The following is a 21467-nucleotide window of genomic DNA, read 5'->3' on the forward strand; positions in this document are numbered from 1 at the left end:
CATGGGTGCGGAACAGCCCCCGGCCCGCATCACACATGGGTGCGGGAGAGCCGTCGGGGCGGCTCAGACATGCATACCGCACAGCCACCGGGGCAGGTCAGGCGTGGGTGCGGGTCAGGTGGGTGTTGGCCGCGCCGTTGCGCAGGCCGGTGGAGATGTCGCGGGCCGTCGCACGGGCCAGGCGGCCCAGGGACACCGGCGGATGCTCGCCCCGGCGGCCGCCGATCATCACACAGGTGCTCACCGTCTGGTCCTCGGCGAAGACGGGCGCGGCCGCCCAGACCAGCGGCGAGGTGTGCTGCGGGCCCAGGGGAGAGTGCGCGAAGCCGAGCCTGCGCACCTCGGCCAGCTGCTGCCGCCAGGCGAACTGCTCGTCGCTGCGCAGCGGGCGCGAGGACGGCCGGCGGTCCGGGTCCCCGCTCCAGGCCAGGAGTGTCAGACCGGCGGGGTGCTCGTCCAGCACCGGCGTCCCCAGCTGCTCCCAGACCCGGACAGTGCCCCGCCCCGCGATCTTGTCGATGATGTGCAGCCGGTCGCCCTCGCGGGTGGCCAGGGCGACCGGGAGCCGGGTGCTCGCGTGCAGGTCGACCAGGGCCGGGCGGGCGCAGTCGCGCAGCAGCCGGATGTCAGGAACGCCGTGGCCGAGGCGCCACAGGCGCGGGCCGAGCCGGTAGCGGCCACGGCCGGTCCGTTCGATCGCGCCGTGCTCGGAGAGCGTGGCGAGCATCCGGTGCACGGTGGCCGGCGGCAGCTCGGTCACCGCGCAGATGTCCGCGACCGAGCGCTCGGGTTCACCTCCGGTGAAGCAGCCGAGGATGTCGAAGGCCCGCGCCAGCACACCGCGCTTGCCGTTGATCTCGCTCATCTCGACTCCGTCTCGTCGCCCGAAGCCCCGGAGGGAACGGTTCCAGCCATGTGAAATATACGTGTACATGGAACGTACGTGACGTCTTGCGTTACGTCGAGGTTTCCGAACCGGACGAGATGAAATTCCGTTTGGTGAGGCATCCGGCCACGCGCGCGCCGCGCTTTGTCACTGTCGTCCTGCCCGTCACGGACACATCCTCTTCACGAGCCGAGCTCTCGGGCACGACAGAAGGACTGGACCCTCATGGCTTCCACTCGATTTCGCGCTCTCGCCCCGACCGCCGTCGCGGCACTTGCCCTCTGTACCGCTTGTTCCTCCGGCGGCTCCGACTCGCAGGCGTCGGCCGACGCGCCGCTCAAGCTGGCCGTCTTCGCCTCTCTCAACGGCGTCCCGGCCTTCGCCGCGGACGACGAGGGCGTTTTCGACAAGCACGGCCTCGACGTCGACATCAGCACGGCGAAGACGTCCACCGAGATGATCCCGCAGCTGCTCGGCGGCAAGGTGAACCTCGCCCTGCTGGACACCGCGACCTCGCTCGTGGCCGCCGGCCAGGGCGTCGACCTGGTCTATGTCGCCGCGGCCACCGACGGAGGCATTCCCGAGGGCCAGGAGGAATTCAGCTTCGCCAATGTGTGGGTCGAGAAGGACTCCCCCATCACGTCGCTGGCCGACCTGACCGGCAAGACCGTGGGCGTTCCACAGCTCAAGAGCGCGCCCTGGGTCGACCTGCGCGGCTCCGTCGACGAGGCCGGCGGCGACAGCTCCACGATCAAGTTCGTCGAGTCCCCCGACACCCTGGCCGCCCTGAAGTCCGGTCAGGTCGACGCCACCATCACGCCCGAGCCGGTGGGCACGGTGGAGCGCGCCAAGGGCGAGCTGCGTCCGCTCGCCCCGGTGAACTCCGGCGGTGGCGGCATGGCGTACGTCTGGGCCACGACCCGGGCCTTCGCCGAGGCGAACAAGGACACCGTGAAGGCGTTCGCCGAGGCGGTACGCGAGGGCAACACCGCCGTCAACGACGACCGCGCACTGCTGGTGAACACCGCCGCCGAGGTGCTCGGCGCGGACGCCGCCCTTCTGGAGAAGGCCGCGTTCCCGGTGTACTCGGAGAAGCCGCTGACCAAGGCCGACATCGACTTCTCGGTCGAGTACATGAACAAGTACGACATGTTCGAGAAGGCCGCGCCGGACGCCGGGAAGCTGATCCTGTCGTGAGCCGTACTCCCCTCCGAGCGGCGCCGCCGGGCGTCCGGCGCCTGGTGAACCGGCTGCTGGCGATCCTGGTCGCGTTCGCCGTCTGGCATCTGTTCGCCCGCGGCCCCGGAGTATCCAGCGGCTTCCCGACGCCCGGCGAGAGCCTGAGCTCCGCGGCGGATCTGGCCGGCACCGGCGACTACTGGTCGAGCATCGCCACCTCGGTCGAGACCGCCCTGCTGGGCCTGGCACTGTCCGTCCTGGTCGGTCTGCCCGTCGGCCTGCTGATCGGCGCCAACGAGCACGCCCGGCGCAGCACCCAGCTGGTCCTCGACTTCGGCCGGACGGTGCCCGCGATCGCGCTGCTGCCGCTGTTCCTGCTGATGTTCGGGGCGACCCGCGATCTCGGCCTGGTCCTGATCCTCGTGTCGGCGGTCTGGCCGGTCATCATCCAGACCTCGTACGCGGTCGGCGAGATCTCGCCGCAGCTGCGCCGGGTGGGGCGGGCGTACCACCTCTCCCGGTGGCACCGGCTTCGCTATCTGATCGCGCCGTCGATGTTCCCGTTCGTCTTCGTCGGCCTGCGGATCGCCGCGACGCTGTCGCTGCTGATGGCGATCAGCTCCGAGTTCCTCGGGGGCTCCGACGGCCTCGGTTACGCACTGCTGCAGGCGATGCAGATCAACGACACCCACCGGGCGTTCGTCTACTCGTTCACCGCGGCGATCCTCGGCCTGGTGCTCAACCTGGTCTTCGTGCTGCTCCAGCGCCGCGTGCTGTGGTGGCACCCCTCGGTCCGCAAGGGAGGCGCCGCGTGAACAGGACGGCGAGAATCGCCAGGACCGTCGCACGGGAACTGTGGCTCCCGGTGCTCCTGGTCGCCGCATGGTGGTGGCTCAGTGCCGGAAGCACCTCCATCTACTGGCCGGCACTGTCGGAGATCACCGACCGCTTCGTCGACCTGTGGTTCTTCGACCATCTCCGCGAGGACGCGCTGCCCAGCCTGATCCGGCTGGTCTCCGGCTTCGGTATCGGGTTCGTCGCCGCCGTGGCGCTCGGACTGCTGCTCGGTTCCCTGCCGGCGCTGGAGGACGCGACCAGGCCGCTGGTGGAGTTCATGCGGGCGCTGCCCAGCGTGGCACTGCTGCCGATCATGATGCTGCTGCTCGGCACCGACGACGACATGCAGGTGATCACCATCGCCTTCGTCTCCACCTGGCCGATCCTGCTCAACACCGTCGAGGGTGTCCGTTCCGTCGACCCGGTACTGCGCCAGGTCGCGGCCGGCTACCGGCTGAGCACCTGGCACCGGATCCGCTTCCTCGTCGTTCCCGCCGCCATGCCCCAGGTCTTCGCCGGCGCCCGGGTGGCGCTGTCGATGTCGGTGGTGGCGATGGTCCTCACCGAGATGGTGGGCAGTCCGGGCGGTCTGGGCTATTTCGTCCTGAACTCGCAGCGCACGTTCGACATCGTCGCGATGTGGACCGGCCTGATCGTCCTGGGCCTGATCGGCTACGCCGCGAACAAGGCGTTCGGCCTCGTCGAGGCCCGGGTGCTGGCCTGGCACCGCGGCTACACCAAGCAGAAGGAGGACCAGCGTTGACTACGCAGACCACCCTGGAGAAGGGACGGCCGGACGGCGACGCCGCCGACCCGATCATGCGGATCCGCGGTCTGGGCCACAGCTACGGCGAGCGCCAGGTCCTGGCGGGCCTGGACTTCGAGGTCGGCCGCGGCGAGCTGATGTGCATCGTGGGCCCCTCGGGCGTCGGCAAGACCACGCTCCTGGAGTGCCTGACCGGGCTGCGCCGCCCCAGCGAGGGCGAGGTGCTGTTCGACGGCAAGCGGATCGAGGCACCGCCGCGCGGGCTGGCCATCGTCTTCCAGGACTACAGCCGCTCGCTGATGCCCTGGCTCAGTGTCCTGGACAACGTGGTGCTGCCGCTGCGCTCGGCGGGCGTGGCCAAGGCCGAGCGGGAGACGACCGCCCGGGAGGCACTGGCCGAGGTGGGGCTGTCGGAATTCACCGGCCACTACCCCTGGCAGCTCTCCGGCGGCATGCAGCAGCGGGTCGCCATCGCGCGGGCGCTGGCCTACCGGCCGGCCGTGGTGGTGATGGACGAGCCGTTCGCCTCGGTGGACGCCCAGACCCGGGCGGACCTGGAGGACCTGCTGCTGAGGGTGCGCGAGCACCTCGGCATCACGGTGCTGCTGGTCACCCACGACATCGACGAGGCCGTCTACCTCTCCGACCGGGTACTCGCCCTCGGCGGGAAGCCGGCCGGTATCCGCAGTCTGCTCACCGTCGACCTGCCCGCCCCGCGCGAGCAGGTCGCCACCAAGGCGCTGCCGCGGTTCGCCGAACTGCGCAGCCAGGTCTACAGGTTGATCCGCGATGTCTGACACGACCACGGTCACGGCGCCGTCCGTGATCGACCCGCACACGTTCCGCGAGGCACTGGGGCACCACCCCACCGGGGTGGCCCTGGTCACCGCGACCCTCGACAACGGCGAGCACATCGGGATGGTGGTCGGCACCTTCAACTCCGTGTCGATCGACCCGCCGCTCGTCTCGTTCATGCCGGACCGCAACTCGGGCACCTTCGCCCGGCTGCGGGAGGCGGAGACCTTCTGCGTCAACGTCCTCGCCGCCGACCAGACCGACCTCGTCACCGACTGGCGCGGTCCGGAGTCGTTCACCGGTGTGGAGTGGCGTCCGTCGCCGTCCGGCGCGCCGATCCTGCGCGACTCGGTCGCCTGGATCGACTGCTCCTACCACCAGCTGGTCGACGCCGGGGACCACTACATCGCGATCGGCGAGGTCCGGGCGCTGGAGGTACAGCGTCCGACCTCCCCGCTGCTGTTCTTCCAGGGCGGCTTCGGCGGCTTCGCGCCGTCGTCGTTCCTGGTACCGGCCGACCACGAGCTGATCCGGGCCGCCCGGCTCAGCGAGGCGGCGATGGAGCCGCTGGCAGCCCTGGCCGCCGAGGAGTCGGCCGACGTCTCGCTGCTCGCGTCGATCGGCGACCACGATGTGGTGATCGGCACCGAGCGGGGCTCGGCGACACCCTCCTACTTCGAGATCGGCCTGCGGCTGCCGCACCTGCCGCCCGTCGGCGCGGTCCACTTCGACCCCGCCGACGAGTCGGAGCTCGCCCGCTGGCTCGACCGGCTGCCGCGCAAGGACGAGGCGTCGCGCAAGCGCTGCCTGGACATCGCCGAGCGGGTCGTCGCCCAGGGCTATTCGCTCTGCCTGGTCGGTCACGCTCCAAAGCAGGACACCTGGCAGGACGTCACCCGGTACATCCACGGCGAGCCGACCCCGCGACACCGGCGCCAGGTGCTCACCATGCACCTGGACCACCTCGACTACTACGAGCCCGACCTCCACCCGGACGGCACATACGACGTCCGATCGATCACCGCGGCGGTACCGATGGCCGGCACACCGCGGCTGGCGGTCCGGATGTCGTTCCCGCCGGCCGGGGCCAGTGGGCGGACCGTCACCCGTTGGGTCGCGCAGGTGCGCGAACGGGCAGCCGAGGTCGCCGACCTGATCCAGATCCGGTTCGGCCAGGACCGCGTACTCGGCTGAGCCGGAGCACACCGCACGACCGCACGACCGCACGAAGGAGAGAAGACATGACCGCCCGCGTCACCGCCCTCGGATATCTGCAATTCACGGCCACCGACCTCGACCACTGGGAGGAGTTCGGACAGCGGGTGCTGGGGCTGATGGCCGACCGCCGCGCCGCCGACCGGCTGCTGTTCCGCATCGACGAGAAGGCCTACCGGCTCGAGGTGCGTCCCGGTGAGCGGGGCGGTGTCAGCGCGGTCGGCTGGGAGACCCGGGGCCCCGCCGAACTGGCCGAGCTGGAGGAGCGCCTGACCGCCGCCGGGTACGAGGTGACCCGGCCGGGCGAGGCCGTGGCCAAGGAACGGATGGTCTCGGACCTGATCCGCTTCCGCGACCCCGACGACTGCTACGACCATGAGATCTACTGGGGTCTCGCCACCTCCTCGCAGCGGTTCGCCTCACCGATCGGCGCGCGGTTCGTGGTGGGCGCCGAGGGCGTGGGACACGTCCTCCAGGTCGTCTCCGACCGTGCCCGTTACGAGTCGCTCTTCCTGGACGTGCTGGGCTTCCGGCTGTCCGACCACATCGACCTCGCCCCGGGTCTCGCCGCGACGTTCACGCACTGCAACCCCCGCCACCACTCCTTCGCCTTCACCCCGAAGGTGGAGGGCCGCCCGCTGGGCGTGGGCCACTTCATGCTCGAGGTCACCGACCTGGACGTGATCGGCCGGGCCATCGAGCACATCGAGGACGAACCGCACCGGCTGCTGAAGACGTTCGGCCGGCACAGCAACGACCGGATGGTCAGCTTCTATCTGCTGACCCCGTCCGACGTGGGGCTGGAGTTCGGCACCGGCGGCATCAAGATCGACGACGAGACCTGGACGCCCACGCGGTACGACACCGCGCACTTCTGGGGCCACCACTCGGTCGACCACCACTGATCCGCCGACCGGCCCTGATCAGCCGGCCCTCCCGACCAGCCGGTCGCCCCTGATCGGCCGGTCGCCCCGGGCTCCTTCGCCCCCGAACCGCCGAAACACCCGGCGATCTCCCGCCCGCCCGACGATCCGCCTACCGCCCCCCGAACCACCACCTCCGGGCCACCGGCCGTCACCGACGTCTCGGCCGCCCCTCGAACCGTCGGCCGCCTCCGTCCGCCGTCGGCCACCCCTGACCCACCGCCCCACCAGAGGAAGGCGCACCCCATGAACCCCGTGCTGGACCGCGTGCTGGAGCACGCCGAGCTGCTGGAGAGCGACGGACCCGTGTCCGAGGAACTCGGCCGGGTCAGCGACGAAGTCGCCGCCGCGCTGCGCGAGTCCCGGGTGGTCCGGATGCTCCAGCCCCGCGACTTCGGCGGACTGGAGTCCCACCCGACCGACTTCCTGCGCACCGTGTACGAGATCGGCCGGCGCAACGGCGCGGCCGGCTGGATCGCCGGGGTGGTGGGTGTGCACCCGCACGAACTCGCCCAGGGTGACCTGCGCATGCAGCGCGAGATCTGGGGCGACGACCCCGACACCTGGGTCGCCTCGCCGTACGCCCCGATGGGCCGGGCACGGCCGGTGGAGGGCGGCTATGTCTTCAACGGGCGCTGGCCGTTCTCCTCCGGTACCGACCACTGCCAGTGGGTGATGATCGGCGGTCTGATCACCGACCAGGAGGGCAACGTCACCGACCGGGAGACGATCCACTTCGTCCTCCCGCGCGCCGACTACGAGATCCTGCACGACTCCTGGGACGTCGTCGGGCTGCGCGGCACCGGCAGCAAGGACATCGTCGTCAAGGACGCCTTCGTCCCCGAGCACCGGCTGATCCGGACCAACCCGGTCACCGACGGCAGCGCCGGGCCGATCGCCGGCCGGGACGCGGCGCTGTACTCCATGCCGCGCAACGTCATCTTCTCCGGTGCGATCACCACGGCCACGATCGCGCTGGCCCAGGGCACCCTGGACGCGTACGTCTCCTGGACCCGGGAGCGCAGCAGCCGGTTCGGCTCCGCCAGCCGCGACCCGTTCCAGCTGTCCGCGCTGGCTCCGGCGGCCGCCGACATCGAGGCCAGTCTCGGTCATGTCCTGCACGACATGGACCGGGCCTTCGACACCGTCTCCTCCGGCCGACTGCTGACGCTGTCCGAGCGGGCCGAGATCCGCCGCAACCAGGTCTCCGCCTCGCACCGCGCCGCCGCGGCAGCCGACGAGGTCTTCAAGGTCAGCGGCGGCTCCCAGCTGCACACGCGGAACCCGATGCAGCGGATGTGGCGGGACTGCCAGAGCGCGCTGCACCACGTGCAGAACTACGCGGGCCCCCTCTACCAGGCGTACGGCATGGACTACTTCGGCGGCGAGATGCCGGCGGCGGTGAAGGTCTGATGGCCACCGCCACCGCCACCGTGCCGCTCACCCGGGAGTCCACCTCCCGTTTCGTCACCGTCGGCGGCACCCGACTGCACTACCACGAGGCCGGCGGTGGCCCGGAGGTGCTGCTGTGCGTACACGGCGGAGCCCCCGGCGCCTCGGGCTGGGGCAACTTCGGCACCAACCTCGCCGAACTGTCCAAGCACGCCAGGGTGTTGATCGTCGACCTGCCGGGCTACGGCCGCTCCGACACCATTGACCTGGCAGGCGGCAAGTACCGGCCCTACGCGGACGTATTCGCCGCGATGCTCACCGAACTGGGCATCGAGCGGGCCACCGTGGTGGGCCTGGCCACCGGGGGCGCGGTCGCCCTCGCCATGGCCCTGTACCACGCCGAGCGGGTGGACCGTTTGGTACTGGTCTCCAGCGCGGGCGGGGTGCCGCTGTTCAGCACCACACCGTCCGAGGGCCAGAAGGCCATCCGCTCCTACTACGCGGGCGAAGGCCCGACGCGGGAGAAGATGCGCGCCTACCTGCGGATGATGATGTCCGACCCGGCGCTGGTCACCGACGAACTGGTCGAGGAGCGGTACCTGGAGTCGGTCGCCGGCGGCGAGGAACGCCGGGCGGGAGCCGAGTCGGCGGGCGTGCCGGCCGAGCCGCTGTGGCAGGAACTGGACCGGATCACGGCGCCGACGCTGATCGTCTGGGGCACCGAGAACCGGGTGCAGGGCTTCGACAACGCCCTCTTCCTGCTCCGGCAGATCCCGGACGCCCAGCTGCACCTGTTCAAGCGGACCGGACTGTGGGTGCCGTACGAGCGCGCCCCGGAGTTCGACCGGCTGCTGCTCGGGTTCCTCGCCGACCGCCCCGCCGCCCCGGCTTCCGCCTGAGGCCCTGGGCCGTGCCCGAGATGCAAGGAGAGACAATGTCGTACACGAGCGTGTGGTCCGACCTCGCGCAGGTCGAGTTCCGGCAGGGATACCTGGAGACGGGACCGTACCGGACCCGGTTCCTGCAGTCAGGCAGCCCGGACAAGCCGCTGCTGCTGATGCTGCACGGCGTCACCGGGCACGCCGAGGCGTATGTACGGAACCTGGCCGCACACGCGGAGCACTTCAACTGCTACGCGATCGACTTCATCGGCCACGGCTACTCCACCAAGCCGGAGCACCCGCTGGAGATCCCGCACTACCTCGACCAGGTGCTGCGGCTGCTGGACGAACTCGGCTACGACCGCGCGTACTTCACCGGGGAGTCGCTGGGCGGCTGGGTGACCGCACGGTTCGCCCAGCTGCACCCGGAGCGCACCGAGCGGATCGTGCTCAACACCATGGGCGGCACGATGGCCAACCCCAAGGTGATGGAACGGCTGTTGACGCTGTCCACGCAGGCCGCGGAAGACCCCTCCTGGGAACGGGTGAAGGCACGTCTGGAGTGGCTGATGGCCGACCCCTCGATGGTCACCGACGATCTGATCAGGACCCGCCAGGCGATCTTCGAGCAGCCGGACTGGAAGACGGCCTGCCGGATGAACATGGCGCTGCAGGACCCGGAGATCCGGCGGCGCAACATGCTCACCGACGACGACCTGCGCGCCATCGAGGCGGAGGCCCTGGTCGTATGGACCACCAAGGACCCCTCCGGCCCGGTGGACGAGGGACGCCGGATCGCGGACCTGATCCCGCGCGGCCGCCTCGCGGTGATCGAGAACGCGGGTCACTGGCCCCAGTACGAGCAGACCGAGACCTTCAACCGGATCCAGCTCGACTTCCTGCTGGACCGCTGACCATCCGCTCCCCGAGCCGGGCCGCCGCACGACGGCCCGGCGGAGCCTCATCACAAGGAGTGACGAAATGGGACTTCGTTCAGGTGCCGCGTTCCTGGAGGGCCTACGGGACGGGCGCAGCCTGTACATCGACGGTGAGCGGGTCGACGACGTCACCGCGCACCCCGCCTTCCGTGGCGTGCTCGCCACGCTCGCCGGGCTCTACGACGCCCAGCTGGACCCGGAGTTCGCCGACGTACTGACGGTGTGGGACGCCGTGGACGGAGAGGCGCACAGCGCCACGCTGCTCGAAGCGCGCAACCACGAGGACGTGCTGGTCCGTCAGCGCTGCGACCGGCTCCGCACCGAGCTCACCTACGGCATGATGGGTCGGCTCCCGGACTTCATGAACGCCTATCTGCTCGACGTCAAGAGCAGCCTGGAGCACGTCGGCAAGCACGCGGAGGCGGCCCGTATGGACGCCTACCTGGCGCGGCTGCGCAAGGAGGACCTGGCGGTCACCCACGCCCTGGTGGACCCGCAGAGCGACCGCTCGTCGCAGGACGCCCCGCCCGAGGCGGTGCGCATCGTGGAGCGCCGCCCGGACGGCATCGTGATCCGCGGCGCGCGTCTACTCTCCACGCTCGCGCCGGTGGCCGACGAGGTCTTCGTGGGCCCGTACGTGCCGCGCCGGCCCGGCCAGGAGGACTACGCCCTGGTCTGCACCCTTCCGCTCGACACACCCGGGCTGAAGATCATCTGCCGGCAGTCCTACGACCGCGGGGACGGTCTCTTCGACACCCCGCTGAGCGGCCGGTTCGACGAGGGCGACGCGATCCTCGTCTTCGACGACGTCTTCGTCCCCGAGGACCGGGTGGTCGTCGCCGGCGACCTGGACGCCTACAATAACGTCGTGCGCAACGCGGTCGGTTACGGTCCGTTGCAGGGGGCCGCGCGCAGCACCGCCAAGCTGAAGTTCCTCGCCGGTCTGGCCACGGTGGCCGCGCGGACGACGGGCCGGGCGGCCTCGGCGCGCTATCAGGAGGAGATCGGCGAGGTCATGGGCCTGCTGAATGTCGCCGAGGGGCTCCTCGACGGAGCCGCACTCGATCTGAGCCGCCGGATCGGCGAGCGCCGCGACCCCGCGTCGGCGCTGCGCGGCCACGGCCGGCCGGGTGAGGAATCACGGGTCGGCATCGCGGCGCTGACGTTCTTCTTCCCGTACGCGATCGGCAAGGCAGTGGATGTGCTGCGGACGGTCGCGGGCAGCGGCGCGATCACGATGACCGAGGGCGAGCTGCGGCACAAGGAGATCGGCCACCTCGTCGAGCAGTACGTCCACGGTCCCGGGGTCGACGCCGAGCGGCGGCTGCGCGTGATGCGGATGGTCTGGGACATGACCTGCAGCCCGTTCGCCGCCCGCCAGGCACTGTACGAGCGCTACTACACCGGTGACCCGGTCGTCGGCAGGGTGTTGTTCTTCAACGCCCCGAAGACCCGGGAGGCGGAGGCCCTGGCCGAGCGCCTGCTGGAGGCGGGGGCCACGGACTGACCTGGGGGCGTCCTCACCCCGGCCGGGGTCCCGGGCGTGCTGGCCGGGGTCCCGGGCGTGCCGGCCGGGGTCCCGGGCGTGCCGACACTACGAACCGGCGCGCTCGGCGCCCACCGGCCCCCTCCACCCCGGCCGGCGGCGGTCACCTTCCTGCCCGTCCGTCACTCCAGCTGCAACTCCATAAACATGAAGAGCGGAGCCCTGGTGGATCCGGCAGTGGCCAGGACAAACGGGAGCGTACGGTCGCACACCCTTGGGGTGTGCGACCGTACGCTCCCGCTCCGGTGGGGCGGACCGGACCTCGCCGGGACGGCCGGCGGCAGCCGGTCAGCGCAGCGGGTCGAACGGGGCGAGCTGCGCCGGGCGTTCACCGGTGACCATCGCCTCGGCGAGCAGCAGTCCGGTGGCCGGGCCGAGGGTGATGCCCCACATGCCGTGCCCGCCGGCCGCGAAGACCCGGGGTGAGCGGGTGGCGCCGATCAGCGGAAGGCCGTCGGTCGTGCAGGGGCGCGAGCCGACCCACTCGTCCTTACGGTCGTCCAGATCGGCGCCGCGCAGCAGCGGGCGGGCCGCCTCGGCGATGGCGTTGATCCGGCGGGCGTCCAACGGCGCCTCCGGCTTGCGGAACTCCATCATTCCGGCGACGCGCAGCCGGTCGCCGAGCGGCGTGCAGGCGACGCGCTGACCGGGGAAGTACACCGGGCCGGCCGGCAGGTGCTCGACCGGGACGCTGAAGCTGTATCCCCGGCCGGCCTGGACCAGGGAGCGGACCCCGAACTTCTGGGCGTGGCGGCCGAGCCAGGCTCCGGTGGCCAGGACCACCGCGTCGAAGCGCCGGGTCGCGCCGTCACCGGTCAGGACGGTGACACCGGTGGCCGCGTCCCGCACATCGGTGACCTCGGTCCCCTCCCGGATCTCACCGCCGCGGGCGCGGACCGCGTCGCCCAGGGCGTGCACGAAGTGCCCGGGATCGATGTAGCGCTGGCCGTACAGCCGGATCGCGGCGCCGATCCCGTCCGAGAGGGACGGCTCGACCTCCCGGGCCTCGTCGCCGGTGAGCACGTCGAACTCCATCCGCTGGCCGGCGGCGGAGATCTGCTGGAGTTCCTCCAGCAGAACCCGGCGTTCCCCGGCGGTGCGGTAGGCCGCGAGGAAGGACTTGGCCTCCAGGGTCTGGGCCTCGACACCGCCTCCGGTCAGCAGGTCGAAGCCGGCCAGCGACAGGCTGTTGAGGGGGACGAGCGCGCGCATCGCCCGCAGCCACCGCTTCGCGGTGCTGTTCCGGGCGAACCCCGCGAGGAACCTGAGCAGCTTGGGGTCGGCGCTGGGCGGGACATAGACCGGGGAGGACGGGCTGAGAACCGCGCGGATGCCGTAGGTGAGGACCGCGGGTTCGGGCAGCGGTGTGGCGATGCCCGGGGTCAGCCATCCGGCGTTGCCCCAGGAGGAGCCGGCGGCCACCGCGTCACGGTCGTAGACGGTGACGTCGACGCCCCGCTCCTGCAGGAACCAGGCGGTGGACAGGCCGACCATGCCCGCACCGACGACGGCGGCGGTGCGGGGGCCCGAGTGCGCGGGCGAGGCGGGGCGGGACATACGGAACCTCTTCTCCGAATGCGGTGGTGTCTTCGATGGTGGGCCCCGCCCCCGCGGTTGTCTTTGTGCCGAGCGGCCAAGGAGATCGATCCGGGTGGTGCGCCGGGAACAGTGCTCTCGGGCCACAATGGAGGCATGACCCCGCTCATGAGTCACCGCCGTCGTACCGCCCGGGGCCGGGGATGATCACGGTCACCGATCTGGTGGAGTCCCTGGGCGCCGGGTTCCTCCGTACGGTCGTGGCGGCCGGTGACGCCGAGGTGCACGACGTCGCCCTGGCCGAGCCCGGTGATGCCGTGGGCCAGCCGGGCGAACTGGTCCTGGGGGTGGGGGTGACCGACCGGGACGGGGCCGTCGCCCTGCTGGAACGGGCCGCCCAGGCGTCGGCCGGGGGCGTCGTGCTGAAGGTGCCCTTCGCCGCGGATCCGCGGGTGGCCGCCGCGGCCCGTGAGCTGGCCGGCCCCGCTCTGGTCGAACTGCAGCCGCACACGTCGTGGGCGCATGTCGTCTGGCTGCTGCGGGGCGTCATCGACCGGGCCGCCGCGCCGGACACCAGCCGTCTCGGGTCGCCCGGCCCGCATGTCGATCTGTTCGCGCTGGCCGACGCGGCGGCCGAGATCATCGACGCGCCGGTGACGGTGGAGGACGCGCAGTCACGGGTCCTCGCTTACTCCGCGCGGCAGGACACGACCGACCCGGCGCGTGTCTCCACCATCGTGGGACGGCGTGTTCCGCCGGAGACCCTGACCCATTTCCGGGCCGGCGGGGTCTTCCGCAGGCTCGCCCGCTCCAGTGAGCCCATCTGGACCCCGGCGGGCCCCGACGGCACCCTGCCCCGGCTGATCATCCCGGTACGGGCCGGCGGCGAGTGGCTGGGCTCGATCTGGGCGGTGGTCCGGGCCCCGGTCCCCCCGGAACGCATCCGGGAGCTCGGCGACGTGGCCTCGGTGCTCGCCCTGCATCTGCTGCGGCTGCGCGCCGAGGCCGGTATCGCACGGCGGGTCTCGACGGGCCGGCTGCGGGTGACCCTGCGCGAGGGCGTCGCCTCCGTCACCGGTCCCGGCACGGCCGCCGGGCCCGGCATCACGGGACCGGGGGCGGCGCCGCCGCTGCCACCGGGGCCCTGGCGGGTGGTGGCCTTCGGATCGCCCGCGGGGACCGATGTGCGCAGACAACTGGATCTGTGGGAGTCGGTCGCCCTGCGCTTCGGCTGGCACCAGCCGCTGCTGACCGACCTCGACGGCGCGCTGTTCGGCCTGGTCGTCGAGCGGCCGCGGGGCGGACGGCCGGTCACGGCCGGGGGTCTGGCCGACGCCGGTGCGGGCACGCTGGACTGGCTCCGGCACGTGCTCCGTGAGGTGCACGCCCACGATCCGGGTCTGTACGCCATGGCGGGCTGCCCCGCCCACACCCCCGACGAACTGCCCCGGGCCACCGCGGAGGCGGGCGAGCTCCACCGGCTGGTGGGTGGTGGCCGGCTCCCGCTCCCCGGCCGGACGGGGCTTCTGCTGATGGAGGACGCCTGGGACGCCGTCGTCGTGGAGCGTGCCGCGGCGGCCGTCGGGATCGACACGGGCCTGCTCGGCGGGCCGCTCGCCGCGCTCCGCGCACACGACGAGGAGCACGGCACGGCGTACCGCGAGACGCTCGCGGCCTGGCTGGACCACTACGGCGACCCGCGGAGCGCCGCACGGCTGCTGCGGATCCATCCCAACACGCTGCGCTACCGGCTGCGCAAGCTCGACGAGGTGGCCCCGGTGGACCTGACCTCGCCGCGGATACGGCTCGCGCTACGGCTGCAGCTCATGGCGATGGCCGCCGGCCCCCGCCCGGCCGGCCCCTGAGCCCGCGTCCCCCGGCCCCGGGGCCGGGGGACGCGCCTTTTACGCCTTGTGCTGCATGCTGCGCCGGGAGGGGTTGCTCTGTTCGGCGGCCTTGGGGTCCTTCTCATGGGCCTTGGCCCGTACACCCTCCTCGATGCGCTTGCCGACGCCCTCGTCGATGTTCGCCCAGTACGCGAAGGCACGCTGGAGGACGGGCTCGGTGACGCCGTTGAGGAGGTGTCCGACGACGTTGTCGACCAGGCGGTCGCGGGCGGCGTCGTCCAGGACCTCGCGCACCAGGGTGCCGGGCTGCCCCCAGTCGTCGTCCTGCGGGTGGGAGACGTAGGCGGCACGGGTGATCTCGCCGTCGGCCTGCCAGCTGGGCGGGCTGCCGTAGCGGTCGGTGTCGGCCGCGGGTCCGCCCTTGGAGTTCGGCGCGTAGACCGGGTCGCTCGTCTTCCGGTAGGCCATCGCCCCGTCCTTGGAGTAGGTGTGGACGTCGACGACGGGCGCGTTCACGGGGAGTTGCTGGTAGTTGGTCCCGAGACGGGCGCGGTGTGCGTCCGCGTAGGAGAACAACCGGGCCAGCAGCATGCGGTCCGGGCTCGGACCGATGCCGGGGACCAGGTTGTTGGGCTGGAAGGCCGCCTGCTCGATCTCGGCGTGGTTGTCGGTCGGATTGCGGTCGAGCGTCATGCGCCCCACCGGGATGAGCGGGTAGTCGCCGTGCGGCCATACCTTGGTGAGGTCGAAGGGGTTGAAGCGGTAGCCGGCCGCGTCCGCGTACGGCATGACCTGTACATGGAGGGTCCAGCTGGGGAACTCGCCGTCACGGATGTGCTCGAAGAGATCACGCATGTGGTAGTCGGTGTCGGCCGCGGCCATCTGGTCGGCCTCGTGCTGGGTGAAGAACTCGATGCCCTGATCGGTCTTGAAGTGGTACTTCACCCAGAACCGTTCACCCTTGGCATTGATCCACATGTAGGTGTGGGAACTGTAGCCGTTCATGTGGCGCCAGCTCCGCGGAATGCCCCGGTCTCCCATCAGCCAGGCGACCTGGTGGGCGGACTCCGGTGAGAGGGTCCAGAAGTCCCACTGCATGTCGTGGTCGCGCAGATTGCTGTCCGCGCGGCGCTTCTGCGAGCGGATGAAGTGCTGGAACTTCATCGGGTCCTTCACGAAGAACACCGGCGTGTTGTTCCCGACCAGGTCGTAGTTGCCCTCGCTGGTGTAGAACTTCACCGCGAAGCCGCGCGGGTCGCGCCAGGTGTCCGGGCTGCCGCGCTCGCCGGCCACGGTGGAGAAGCGGACGACCAGATCGGTGGCGGCACCGGGCTGGAACAGGCCCGCCTTGGTGTACGCGCTGACGTCGTGCGTCACCTCGAAGCGGCCGAAGGCCCCGCTCCCCTTGGCGTGCGGCTGGCGCTCGGGGATGCGCTCCCGGTTGAACTGCGCCATCTGTTCGATCAGGTAGGCGTCCTGCAGCAGGATCGGCCCTCCGGGTCCCACGGTGAGCGAGTGTTCATCGCTCTCCGCGGGGGCTCCCGAGTCGGTCGTGGTGGCGGGTCGGGTCTCCGTCATCGCTCTGCCTTTCCGTTCGCGGCTGTGCGGCAGGGGCCGGTCCGGAGGCAGGGCACCGGCAGGCCCCATCGACATGTGTCACCGTTTCTGAGGCGAGTGACCCGGAACAGCCGCGGTAGACACCCGGTCGCACTACATGCGCAACATGCACACACCGCGGCCTGGATCGGTGGCCCTCGCCGTATGCCCGTACACGACCAGGGCCGGGACCGACGTCGCCGAGGGCGCGCAGGGTCGGATACCGTTTCCGCTCCGCCGGCGGCAGGGGCACGGCGAGCGTGGCGCACTCGGCAGGCGGTGGGCAGGCACGCGGCGAGCACGGCCTCACCGGCCCTGCGGCGTCGGCGACCTTGCAGGGTCACGCAGGTTCGGAGACTCCGGTGCCGTCAGGCTCGGGGAGCCGTCGCGCACTCGGCCCATACCGTCTTGCCGGGACCATGGCGGTCGCAGACACCCCAGGTCACGGCGAGGGCATCGACGAGGACCAGGCCGCGGCCGCCGTCCTCGTCCGAGTCGGGAGCCTTGCGCGTCGGCAGGGCCGGATGGGTGTCGGTCACCTCGATCCGGACGGCTCCCCGACCGGCGTCGTAGGACAGCGACAGGGCGAAGTCCCGCCCCGGGACGCGGCCGTGGAGGACCGCGTTCGCGACGAGTTCGGCAACGACGAGGACGACGGTGTCATGCGCCTCGGTACCGTGCGGGTGCCCCCACTCGGTCAGCTGGTGAGCGACGAGCAACCGGGCAAGACGCGCACCGCGGCGGGTGGCGGAGAAACGCTGGCTGAACGCGCGGGCCGGGGTGGGACTCTGGGTGCGGGGGACTGACATGGCAGCCACCCTGACGGGAGCTGACGGCGCGTCGGCAGGCCCTGAGCCCATACAGATCGCGCTGTCCTGGTCGATTCACTGGTCCGGGTCGGTCGCCGTACGTGACGATGAGAGTGCCGAGCGTGGCGCAGCGCGTACGGCAGACGGTACGGCGAGCAGCCGGGTGCGGCACGAACACGGCCCGGCGGCACAGGGGAAGGCGGCTGCGATGACGACGGGCAACGGCGGCGGGACGGGCGGGAACACCGGGCAGAACGGGGGTGGCAACTGCGAGCCAGAACTCTCCGACAGCTTGCGGACCTTCGGTGCGGTCCTCAAGGCCTTACGAGAAGAAGCCTGCCTGACGCAGGAGCAGTTCGCGCCGCTGGTGCGGTACTCGGTCGCGTACGTCGCCAAGATCGAGCAGGGGAAGCGGTTCCCACCACGGGACCTGCTGGAGCGGTCGGAGGAGGTTCTGGGGGCGGTCGCGGGGCGGGTGCTGAGGGCGGCTGCGAAAAGCCTGACGCGGAAAGCGGGGTTGGCGTCGTGGTTCTTGCAGTGGGCCGCGATCGAGGAAGAGGCCCTTTCCCTGTACGCCTACGAAAGCCGCGTTGTCCCAGGCATGGTGCAACCCGAGCCCTACATTCGGGCTCTCTTCGACCGGTACCTCCCTCCTCTCACCGAGGAACAGGCCGAACGGCAAGTGGTGGCGCGTCTGGCCAGACAGCAACTTCTCGTCGATCGTCCCCACACGACGTTCAGCTTCGTCATCGAGCAGGCGCTGCTGGAGCGTCGTATGGCAGGGGCCGCCGTAACGAAGTCTCTCCTCGACCACCTCATCGCAGTCGGCCGATACCGCAACGTAGAGCTTCAAGTCATGCCCCTGATCCAAGAGGAACACTCAGGCTTCGAGGGCGAGATGTACCTCGCCGAGAGGGCTGATCACAGCTGGGTCGGTTACGTTGAGGGCCACGGCACCAGCATGCTCATCAGCGACCCGAAATCGGCAAGTCACATGCTTCAGCGCTATGGCAAGATGCGCTCGCAGGCTCTGAGCCATCAAGCCACGGTGAGCCTGTTGGAGCAGATGCGAGGAGCGCTATGAGCACCAGCGAGTCGGCCTGGTTCAAGAGCAGCTACAGCGGTGGTGGCGGTGACAACTGCATCGAGGTTGCCCTGAACCCCGGCGTCGTTCTCGTCCGGGACTCGAAGGACACGGACAGGCAGGCGCTGGCCGTGTCCCGCGCCGCCTGGTCGACGTTCACGGCGCTGGCGGCCGGCTCCCGCGTCTGAACTTCCGCTGTGCGGCGTGCCGGCGACCGTATTTTGAGGCCCGCCCGGCCCATGACCATCCGTTGCGTACCGGAGGCCTCCCCCGTTGGACACGGATCTCAGTCTCGTCACCGGAGTCCGGCAGACACTGGCCGTCGTCCTGCCGGTCCGGTTCACCAGGATCGCGAACTGGCCGACCGGCCCCCTGCCCTTCGTGCTCGGCGGCCGCCGTACCGATGCCGCCACCCGGCAGACGTACTTCACCCCGGCCGCCGCCCGTGCCCTCTACGGCACACCCGAAAGGCCATGCCGCTGGCACCGGTTCATGGACGTGCGGCACGGGCCTTTGCATCTCAGGGGAATCGAGTTACTGCGTACAGCCACCGCCCGCCATCCGAACCATGGACTGGCGGTGCTGCACTTCGACGTCGAGGGCCCCGCCCTCCTGGAGATGCTGCGCGCCATCGGCCACCGCAGCCCAGCCGCCTCCGACCCACTCGACGGTCCGCTCTCCCCGCGGGTACTGCTGACCGGGATCGCCGAGCCGCGCGGCGCCGCCGCCCCGTTCGCGATCGCCCGCCCCTACACGGTCGCGTTCCTCACGCCCGGCCCCCGGCACGCCCCCGCGCTGCGGCAGGACGGCCGGCTTCCGGAGACGGCCGACCACTGGCTCTGGTACCTCGCCTCCAGGTCCACGGAGGCCGACTTCCCCACCCCGCTCGAGCATTGGCCCGACCGCACGGAACACGCGCTGCGCATATCCGCCGACTGGAGCGCTCTGGTGCTGCGCCACGGCGCGGCCTTCCTCGGACACCGGGCCGACCCGGGCGGGGACGACTTCTACGCCTTCGCGCAGTTGCACGGCCGCACCGTCTACCTCGACGCCCTGCTGCTCGGCAGCGTCCAGCGCGACCACATCGACGAACTGACCGACGGTCTTTCCGGTGTCTTCGACGGCCCGAAGCTCGCCCGCCGGGTGTCCGCCCTCGAACGGCACATCGCCACGTTCCGCAGCACCTACTGGCGCCAGCACCTCACCGCCCACGGCCCGGCCAACGAACTGCTGCTGAGTTTCCAGACCCAGTACCGCCTCCCGGAGCGTTTCGACGAGATCCTCGCCGAAGCGGCGGACTACGCGCGGCTGGTGCAGACCCAGGAGAGTCAGCAGATCGCGGGCGCACTCGGCGTCCTGACCATTCTCGGCCTGCCGGTCGGTACGGCCCTGAGCATCCTCCAGGTACTCGGCGCCGAGGGAGCCGTCGCGCTCACCGTCGCGCTCGTCGCCGCACTGGCCGCCACGGCCCTGGTCCTCACCACACGCTACGGCCGTCTCGTCCTGTCCTCACTGCGCGGCGGGGGCCCCGGTGCCAACCGGTGACACTGCGCCCGCCCGGCCCGGGGAGGACGGGCCGGGCGACCGGATACCGGCTGTACGCCGGCTCACGCCTCGTTCCCGCCGGAAACGCTGCCCGACAGCCGTTAAAGGCTGGTGCGCCACGTACTGTTCGAGAGTTACCGCTGGGGCCGGCCGTGAGCACGGCAAAGCGCGTGCTGGTCGTGGGCGGGGTCAACTTCGACGTCATCGCGCTGGCCGACCGGTTCCCCGCAGAACACGAGAAGCTGCGGGGCATGGAATGCTCCGTGCTGCCGGGCGGCGCCGCGTCGAACACCGCCGTGGGGCTGGTGCGACAGGGCTGCTCCGTCCGACTGGTGTCCGCCGTGGGCGACGACACGGCAGGCGCCATATGCCTGGAGGTGCTGGACGCCCTCACTGGTTCAGGTACAGGCCGGGGCTCGTACGAGCATGGCTGTCGTCCTGTCATCTGGCACCGGAAAGCGGATGCTGACGTTCGCGGGCGCGGACCGCGCGGTCAAGAGATGCTATGTCGTTGATCTTGACGTGTCGACATTGACGCGTAAACGTGATCTTGTGACGTACAACCCTGCTCAAACGTCGGGTTCCTCACGTGGCCTTCCAGAACTGGGCCTGTGGCCGGCGTACTGCAGGACTCCAGTTTCAAGAAATTCTTTGACGGATACCTTCCGGTGGCCAACGGTCATTGCTCCACTGTTTCAGTTTCCTTTGGGATCTCCCTCTCGGTTAGCGGATGCGGTATCACTGAGTTTGGTGGAGAAGACAGTGGCGCCTTCACAGTCACGCCGAGTATTGGGCTGGGAGGCGTTGAGGCCAGTTGGACTATCGATGAAATGTATTCTAATGCCGACGACGTCAGTCAGCTCAGCGGTTGGGCCGGGCAGCTCGATGTTAACGCCGGCGAAGGGCCCAATGTTCACTCGTCCATCGGTATTGGTGGGACTCGAAACAAAAAGGGAGCACTCGTTTATGCGGCACAAGTGGGAGGAGGATATGGGCTCAATTGGATTCCGCCGATGGTCCCGATGAATGTGACAGCAGGAGTCGGATACACTTTCCTCTGGCCCTTCAAGTAATGACTCGTAGCGCGACGCGATGAGGCGCCGATTGCCCGGCCCCTGACCGTTGGCCCGTTCTTCTCGTGCGCAGGTCGGGGGCTCCCTCCGCCCGCTGCCTGCGGGTGGAAGCGTGGCATCCTTGTGGAGAGGGAGCATGGAAATACTGGCGGTGACAGCAGCCGAAGCACCGATAGCGGCCAAGGTGTTCGCGGGCCTGTGTGGGCTGGGGTTCCTTGTCTTTGGCGCGGTGCTGGTTCGGCGAAGCCTGCAGGTGTCGGCATTTGCCGAGCGACTGGTGACGAGTACGGGCAGCGAGGCCCAACATTTCCCTGGGCCTCGACAGGTCCGCGGATTCGGGATCGTGTTGCTGATCGTCGGAGCTCTCCTTGTCGGGATGTCCGTGATGCTCCTTCTGTGAAGTGCGCGTCAGGTTTGTGCTGTGGATGTCGTTCGATCTAACCCCGGCTCTTCAGCGGAATTGGCCGATCTGACGCCCTGACAGCAGAAAGGTGCCGCCGACTTGCAAGGATGCGAGTGTCTAGTACTCCAGTCGTAGATCGTGATCTTCCTGGTGGGGGCCGGGGGCAGCCTGCAGTGCTGCCCCCAGCCCCTGGGTGGGTCAGTCTGACCAGCACGC

The 21467-nt window shown here is 70.4% G+C and carries 21 protein-coding genes; 17 read left to right on the forward strand and 4 right to left on the reverse strand.

The genetic code is table 11. From position 1 onward, the window contains the following. Nucleotides 1–97: 97 nt before the first annotated feature. Nucleotides 98–865 carry an IclR family transcriptional regulator gene (locus ACIF9R_RS27080; RefSeq protein WP_399984974.1) on the reverse strand — a complete coding sequence of 256 codons (768 nt, stop codon included), beginning with the start codon at nucleotides 863–865 and terminating at the stop codon, nucleotides 98–100. A gap of 246 nt (nucleotides 866–1111) precedes the next feature. Between ACIF9R_RS27080 and ACIF9R_RS27085 the strand changes: the two genes are divergently transcribed. The 10 genes from ACIF9R_RS27085 (at nucleotide 1112) to ACIF9R_RS27130 (ending at nucleotide 11319) form a co-directional block, all read left to right on the forward strand. Next, nucleotides 1112–2083 carry an ABC transporter substrate-binding protein gene (locus tag ACIF9R_RS27085; RefSeq protein ID WP_399984975.1) on the forward strand — a complete coding sequence of 324 codons (972 nt, stop codon included), beginning with the start codon at nucleotides 1112–1114 and terminating at the stop codon, nucleotides 2081–2083. Then, a complete protein-coding gene (locus tag ACIF9R_RS27090; RefSeq protein ID WP_399984976.1) occupies nucleotides 2080–2880 on the forward strand; it encodes an ABC transporter permease in 801 nt (266 codons plus the stop codon). The genes ACIF9R_RS27085 and ACIF9R_RS27090 overlap by 4 nt, the downstream gene beginning before the upstream one ends. Next, on the forward strand, nucleotides 2877–3665 hold the full coding sequence (locus ACIF9R_RS27095) for an ABC transporter permease (RefSeq protein WP_399984977.1): 789 nt from the start codon (nucleotides 2877–2879) through the stop codon (nucleotides 3663–3665). The genes ACIF9R_RS27090 and ACIF9R_RS27095 overlap by 4 nt, the downstream gene beginning before the upstream one ends. Continuing rightward, on the forward strand, nucleotides 3662–4465 hold the full coding sequence (locus tag ACIF9R_RS27100; RefSeq protein ID WP_399984978.1) for an ABC transporter ATP-binding protein: 804 nt from the start codon (nucleotides 3662–3664) through the stop codon (nucleotides 4463–4465). The genes ACIF9R_RS27095 and ACIF9R_RS27100 overlap by 4 nt, the downstream gene beginning before the upstream one ends. Continuing rightward, entirely contained in the window at nucleotides 4458–5657 is a 1200-nt protein-coding gene (locus tag ACIF9R_RS27105; protein WP_399984979.1) for a flavin reductase family protein, read from the forward strand. Before ACIF9R_RS27100 ends, ACIF9R_RS27105 begins: the two co-directional genes overlap by 8 nt. Before the next feature lie 47 nt (nucleotides 5658–5704). Then, on the forward strand, nucleotides 5705–6583 hold the full coding sequence (locus tag ACIF9R_RS27110; RefSeq protein ID WP_399984980.1) for a VOC family protein: 879 nt from the start codon (nucleotides 5705–5707) through the stop codon (nucleotides 6581–6583). Nucleotides 6584–6847: 264 nt separating this feature from the next. Then, nucleotides 6848–8014, forward strand: coding sequence for a hydroxylase (locus tag ACIF9R_RS27115; RefSeq protein ID WP_399984981.1), 1167 nt, complete (start codon nucleotides 6848–6850; stop codon nucleotides 8012–8014). Beyond that, nucleotides 8014–8892 carry an alpha/beta fold hydrolase gene (locus ACIF9R_RS27120; protein ID WP_399984982.1) on the forward strand — a complete coding sequence of 293 codons (879 nt, stop codon included), beginning with the start codon at nucleotides 8014–8016 and terminating at the stop codon, nucleotides 8890–8892. Before ACIF9R_RS27115 ends, ACIF9R_RS27120 begins: the two co-directional genes overlap by 1 nt. Before the next feature lie 35 nt (nucleotides 8893–8927). After that, a complete protein-coding gene (locus ACIF9R_RS27125; protein WP_399984983.1) occupies nucleotides 8928–9788 on the forward strand; it encodes an alpha/beta fold hydrolase in 861 nt (286 codons plus the stop codon). Nucleotides 9789–9855: 67 nt separating this feature from the next. After that, nucleotides 9856–11319 (forward strand): 4-hydroxyphenylacetate 3-hydroxylase N-terminal domain-containing protein, encoded by a 1464-nt coding sequence (locus ACIF9R_RS27130; RefSeq protein WP_399984984.1) that lies wholly within the window; start codon nucleotides 9856–9858, stop codon nucleotides 11317–11319. 327 nt (nucleotides 11320–11646) lie between these two features. Here the strand turns inward: ACIF9R_RS27130 and ACIF9R_RS27135 are convergent, their stop codons facing one another. Continuing rightward, nucleotides 11647–12915, reverse strand: coding sequence for an NAD(P)/FAD-dependent oxidoreductase (locus ACIF9R_RS27135; RefSeq protein ID WP_399984985.1), 1269 nt, complete (start codon nucleotides 12913–12915; stop codon nucleotides 11647–11649). 182 nt (nucleotides 12916–13097) lie between these two features. Between ACIF9R_RS27135 and ACIF9R_RS27140 the strand changes: the two genes are divergently transcribed. Beyond that, nucleotides 13098–14759, forward strand: coding sequence for a PucR family transcriptional regulator (locus tag ACIF9R_RS27140; RefSeq protein WP_399984986.1), 1662 nt, complete (start codon nucleotides 13098–13100; stop codon nucleotides 14757–14759). Nucleotides 14760–14798: 39 nt separating this feature from the next. On the opposite strand, the gene ACIF9R_RS27145 is transcribed toward ACIF9R_RS27140, so the two are convergent. Next, complete coding sequence (locus ACIF9R_RS27145) at nucleotides 14799–16319, reverse strand: catalase (protein ID WP_399984987.1); 1521 nt, start codon at nucleotides 16317–16319, stop codon at nucleotides 14799–14801. Between the two features lie 386 nt (nucleotides 16320–16705). After that, nucleotides 16706–17146, reverse strand: coding sequence for an ATP-binding protein (locus ACIF9R_RS27150; protein ID WP_399984988.1), 441 nt, complete (start codon nucleotides 17144–17146; stop codon nucleotides 16706–16708). A gap of 208 nt (nucleotides 17147–17354) precedes the next feature. On the opposite strand from ACIF9R_RS27150, the gene ACIF9R_RS27155 reads away from it, so the two are divergent. The 6 genes from ACIF9R_RS27155 (at nucleotide 17355) to ACIF9R_RS27180 (ending at nucleotide 21248) form a co-directional block, all read left to right on the forward strand. Next, a complete protein-coding gene (locus tag ACIF9R_RS27155; protein WP_399984998.1) occupies nucleotides 17355–18230 on the forward strand; it encodes a helix-turn-helix domain-containing protein in 876 nt (291 codons plus the stop codon). Continuing rightward, nucleotides 18227–18418, forward strand: a complete 192-nt coding sequence (locus ACIF9R_RS27160) for a DUF397 domain-containing protein (RefSeq protein ID WP_399984989.1) — start codon at nucleotides 18227–18229, stop codon at nucleotides 18416–18418. The genes ACIF9R_RS27155 and ACIF9R_RS27160 overlap by 4 nt, the downstream gene beginning before the upstream one ends. A gap of 85 nt (nucleotides 18419–18503) precedes the next feature. Continuing rightward, on the forward strand, nucleotides 18504–19775 hold the full coding sequence (locus tag ACIF9R_RS27165) for a hypothetical protein (RefSeq protein WP_399984990.1): 1272 nt from the start codon (nucleotides 18504–18506) through the stop codon (nucleotides 19773–19775). A gap of 152 nt (nucleotides 19776–19927) precedes the next feature. Beyond that, nucleotides 19928–20290 (forward strand): carbohydrate kinase family protein, encoded by a 363-nt coding sequence (locus tag ACIF9R_RS27170; RefSeq protein WP_399984991.1) that lies wholly within the window; start codon nucleotides 19928–19930, stop codon nucleotides 20288–20290. A 96-nt stretch (nucleotides 20291–20386) separates the two neighbouring features. Continuing rightward, nucleotides 20387–20848, forward strand: a complete 462-nt coding sequence (locus ACIF9R_RS27175) for a hypothetical protein (protein ID WP_399984992.1) — start codon at nucleotides 20387–20389, stop codon at nucleotides 20846–20848. A gap of 136 nt (nucleotides 20849–20984) precedes the next feature. Then, on the forward strand, nucleotides 20985–21248 hold the full coding sequence (locus ACIF9R_RS27180; RefSeq protein WP_399984993.1) for a hypothetical protein: 264 nt from the start codon (nucleotides 20985–20987) through the stop codon (nucleotides 21246–21248). Nucleotides 21249–21467 lie beyond the last annotated feature (219 nt).

This window comes from Streptomyces sp. NPDC086080, assembly GCF_044540255.1.
Taxonomy (GTDB): domain Bacteria; phylum Actinomycetota; class Actinomycetes; order Streptomycetales; family Streptomycetaceae; genus Streptomyces.

Bases quoted from the DNA above. Each gene is read 5' to 3' on its own strand.
- ACIF9R_RS27115 (WP_399984981.1), top strand. From the start codon at position 6,848: ATGAACCCCGTGCTGGACCGCGTGCTGGAGCACGCCGAGCTGCTGGAG.
- ACIF9R_RS27135 (WP_399984985.1), bottom strand. From the start codon at position 12,915: ATGTCCCGCCCCGCCTCGCCCGCGCACTCGGGCCCCCGCACCGCCGCC.
- ACIF9R_RS27125 (WP_399984983.1), top strand. From the start codon at position 8,928: ATGTCGTACACGAGCGTGTGGTCCGACCTCGCGCAGGTCGAGTTCCGG.
- ACIF9R_RS27110 (WP_399984980.1), top strand. From the start codon at position 5,705: ATGACCGCCCGCGTCACCGCCCTCGGATATCTGCAATTCACGGCCACC.
- ACIF9R_RS27160 (WP_399984989.1), top strand. From the start codon at position 18,227: ATGAGCACCAGCGAGTCGGCCTGGTTCAAGAGCAGCTACAGCGGTGGT.
- ACIF9R_RS27150 (WP_399984988.1), bottom strand. From the start codon at position 17,146: ATGTCAGTCCCCCGCACCCAGAGTCCCACCCCGGCCCGCGCGTTCAGC.
- ACIF9R_RS27180 (WP_399984993.1), top strand. From the start codon at position 20,985: ATGGAAATACTGGCGGTGACAGCAGCCGAAGCACCGATAGCGGCCAAG.
- ACIF9R_RS27140 (WP_399984986.1), top strand. From the start codon at position 13,098: ATGATCACGGTCACCGATCTGGTGGAGTCCCTGGGCGCCGGGTTCCTC.
- ACIF9R_RS27130 (WP_399984984.1), top strand. From the start codon at position 9,856: ATGGGACTTCGTTCAGGTGCCGCGTTCCTGGAGGGCCTACGGGACGGG.
- ACIF9R_RS27105 (WP_399984979.1), top strand. From the start codon at position 4,458: ATGTCTGACACGACCACGGTCACGGCGCCGTCCGTGATCGACCCGCAC.
- ACIF9R_RS27145 (WP_399984987.1), bottom strand. From the start codon at position 16,319: ATGACGGAGACCCGACCCGCCACCACGACCGACTCGGGAGCCCCCGCG.
- ACIF9R_RS27080 (WP_399984974.1), bottom strand. From the start codon at position 865: ATGAGCGAGATCAACGGCAAGCGCGGTGTGCTGGCGCGGGCCTTCGAC.
- ACIF9R_RS27120 (WP_399984982.1), top strand. From the start codon at position 8,014: ATGGCCACCGCCACCGCCACCGTGCCGCTCACCCGGGAGTCCACCTCC.
- ACIF9R_RS27085 (WP_399984975.1), top strand. From the start codon at position 1,112: ATGGCTTCCACTCGATTTCGCGCTCTCGCCCCGACCGCCGTCGCGGCA.
- ACIF9R_RS27155 (WP_399984998.1), top strand. From the start codon at position 17,355: ATGACGACGGGCAACGGCGGCGGGACGGGCGGGAACACCGGGCAGAAC.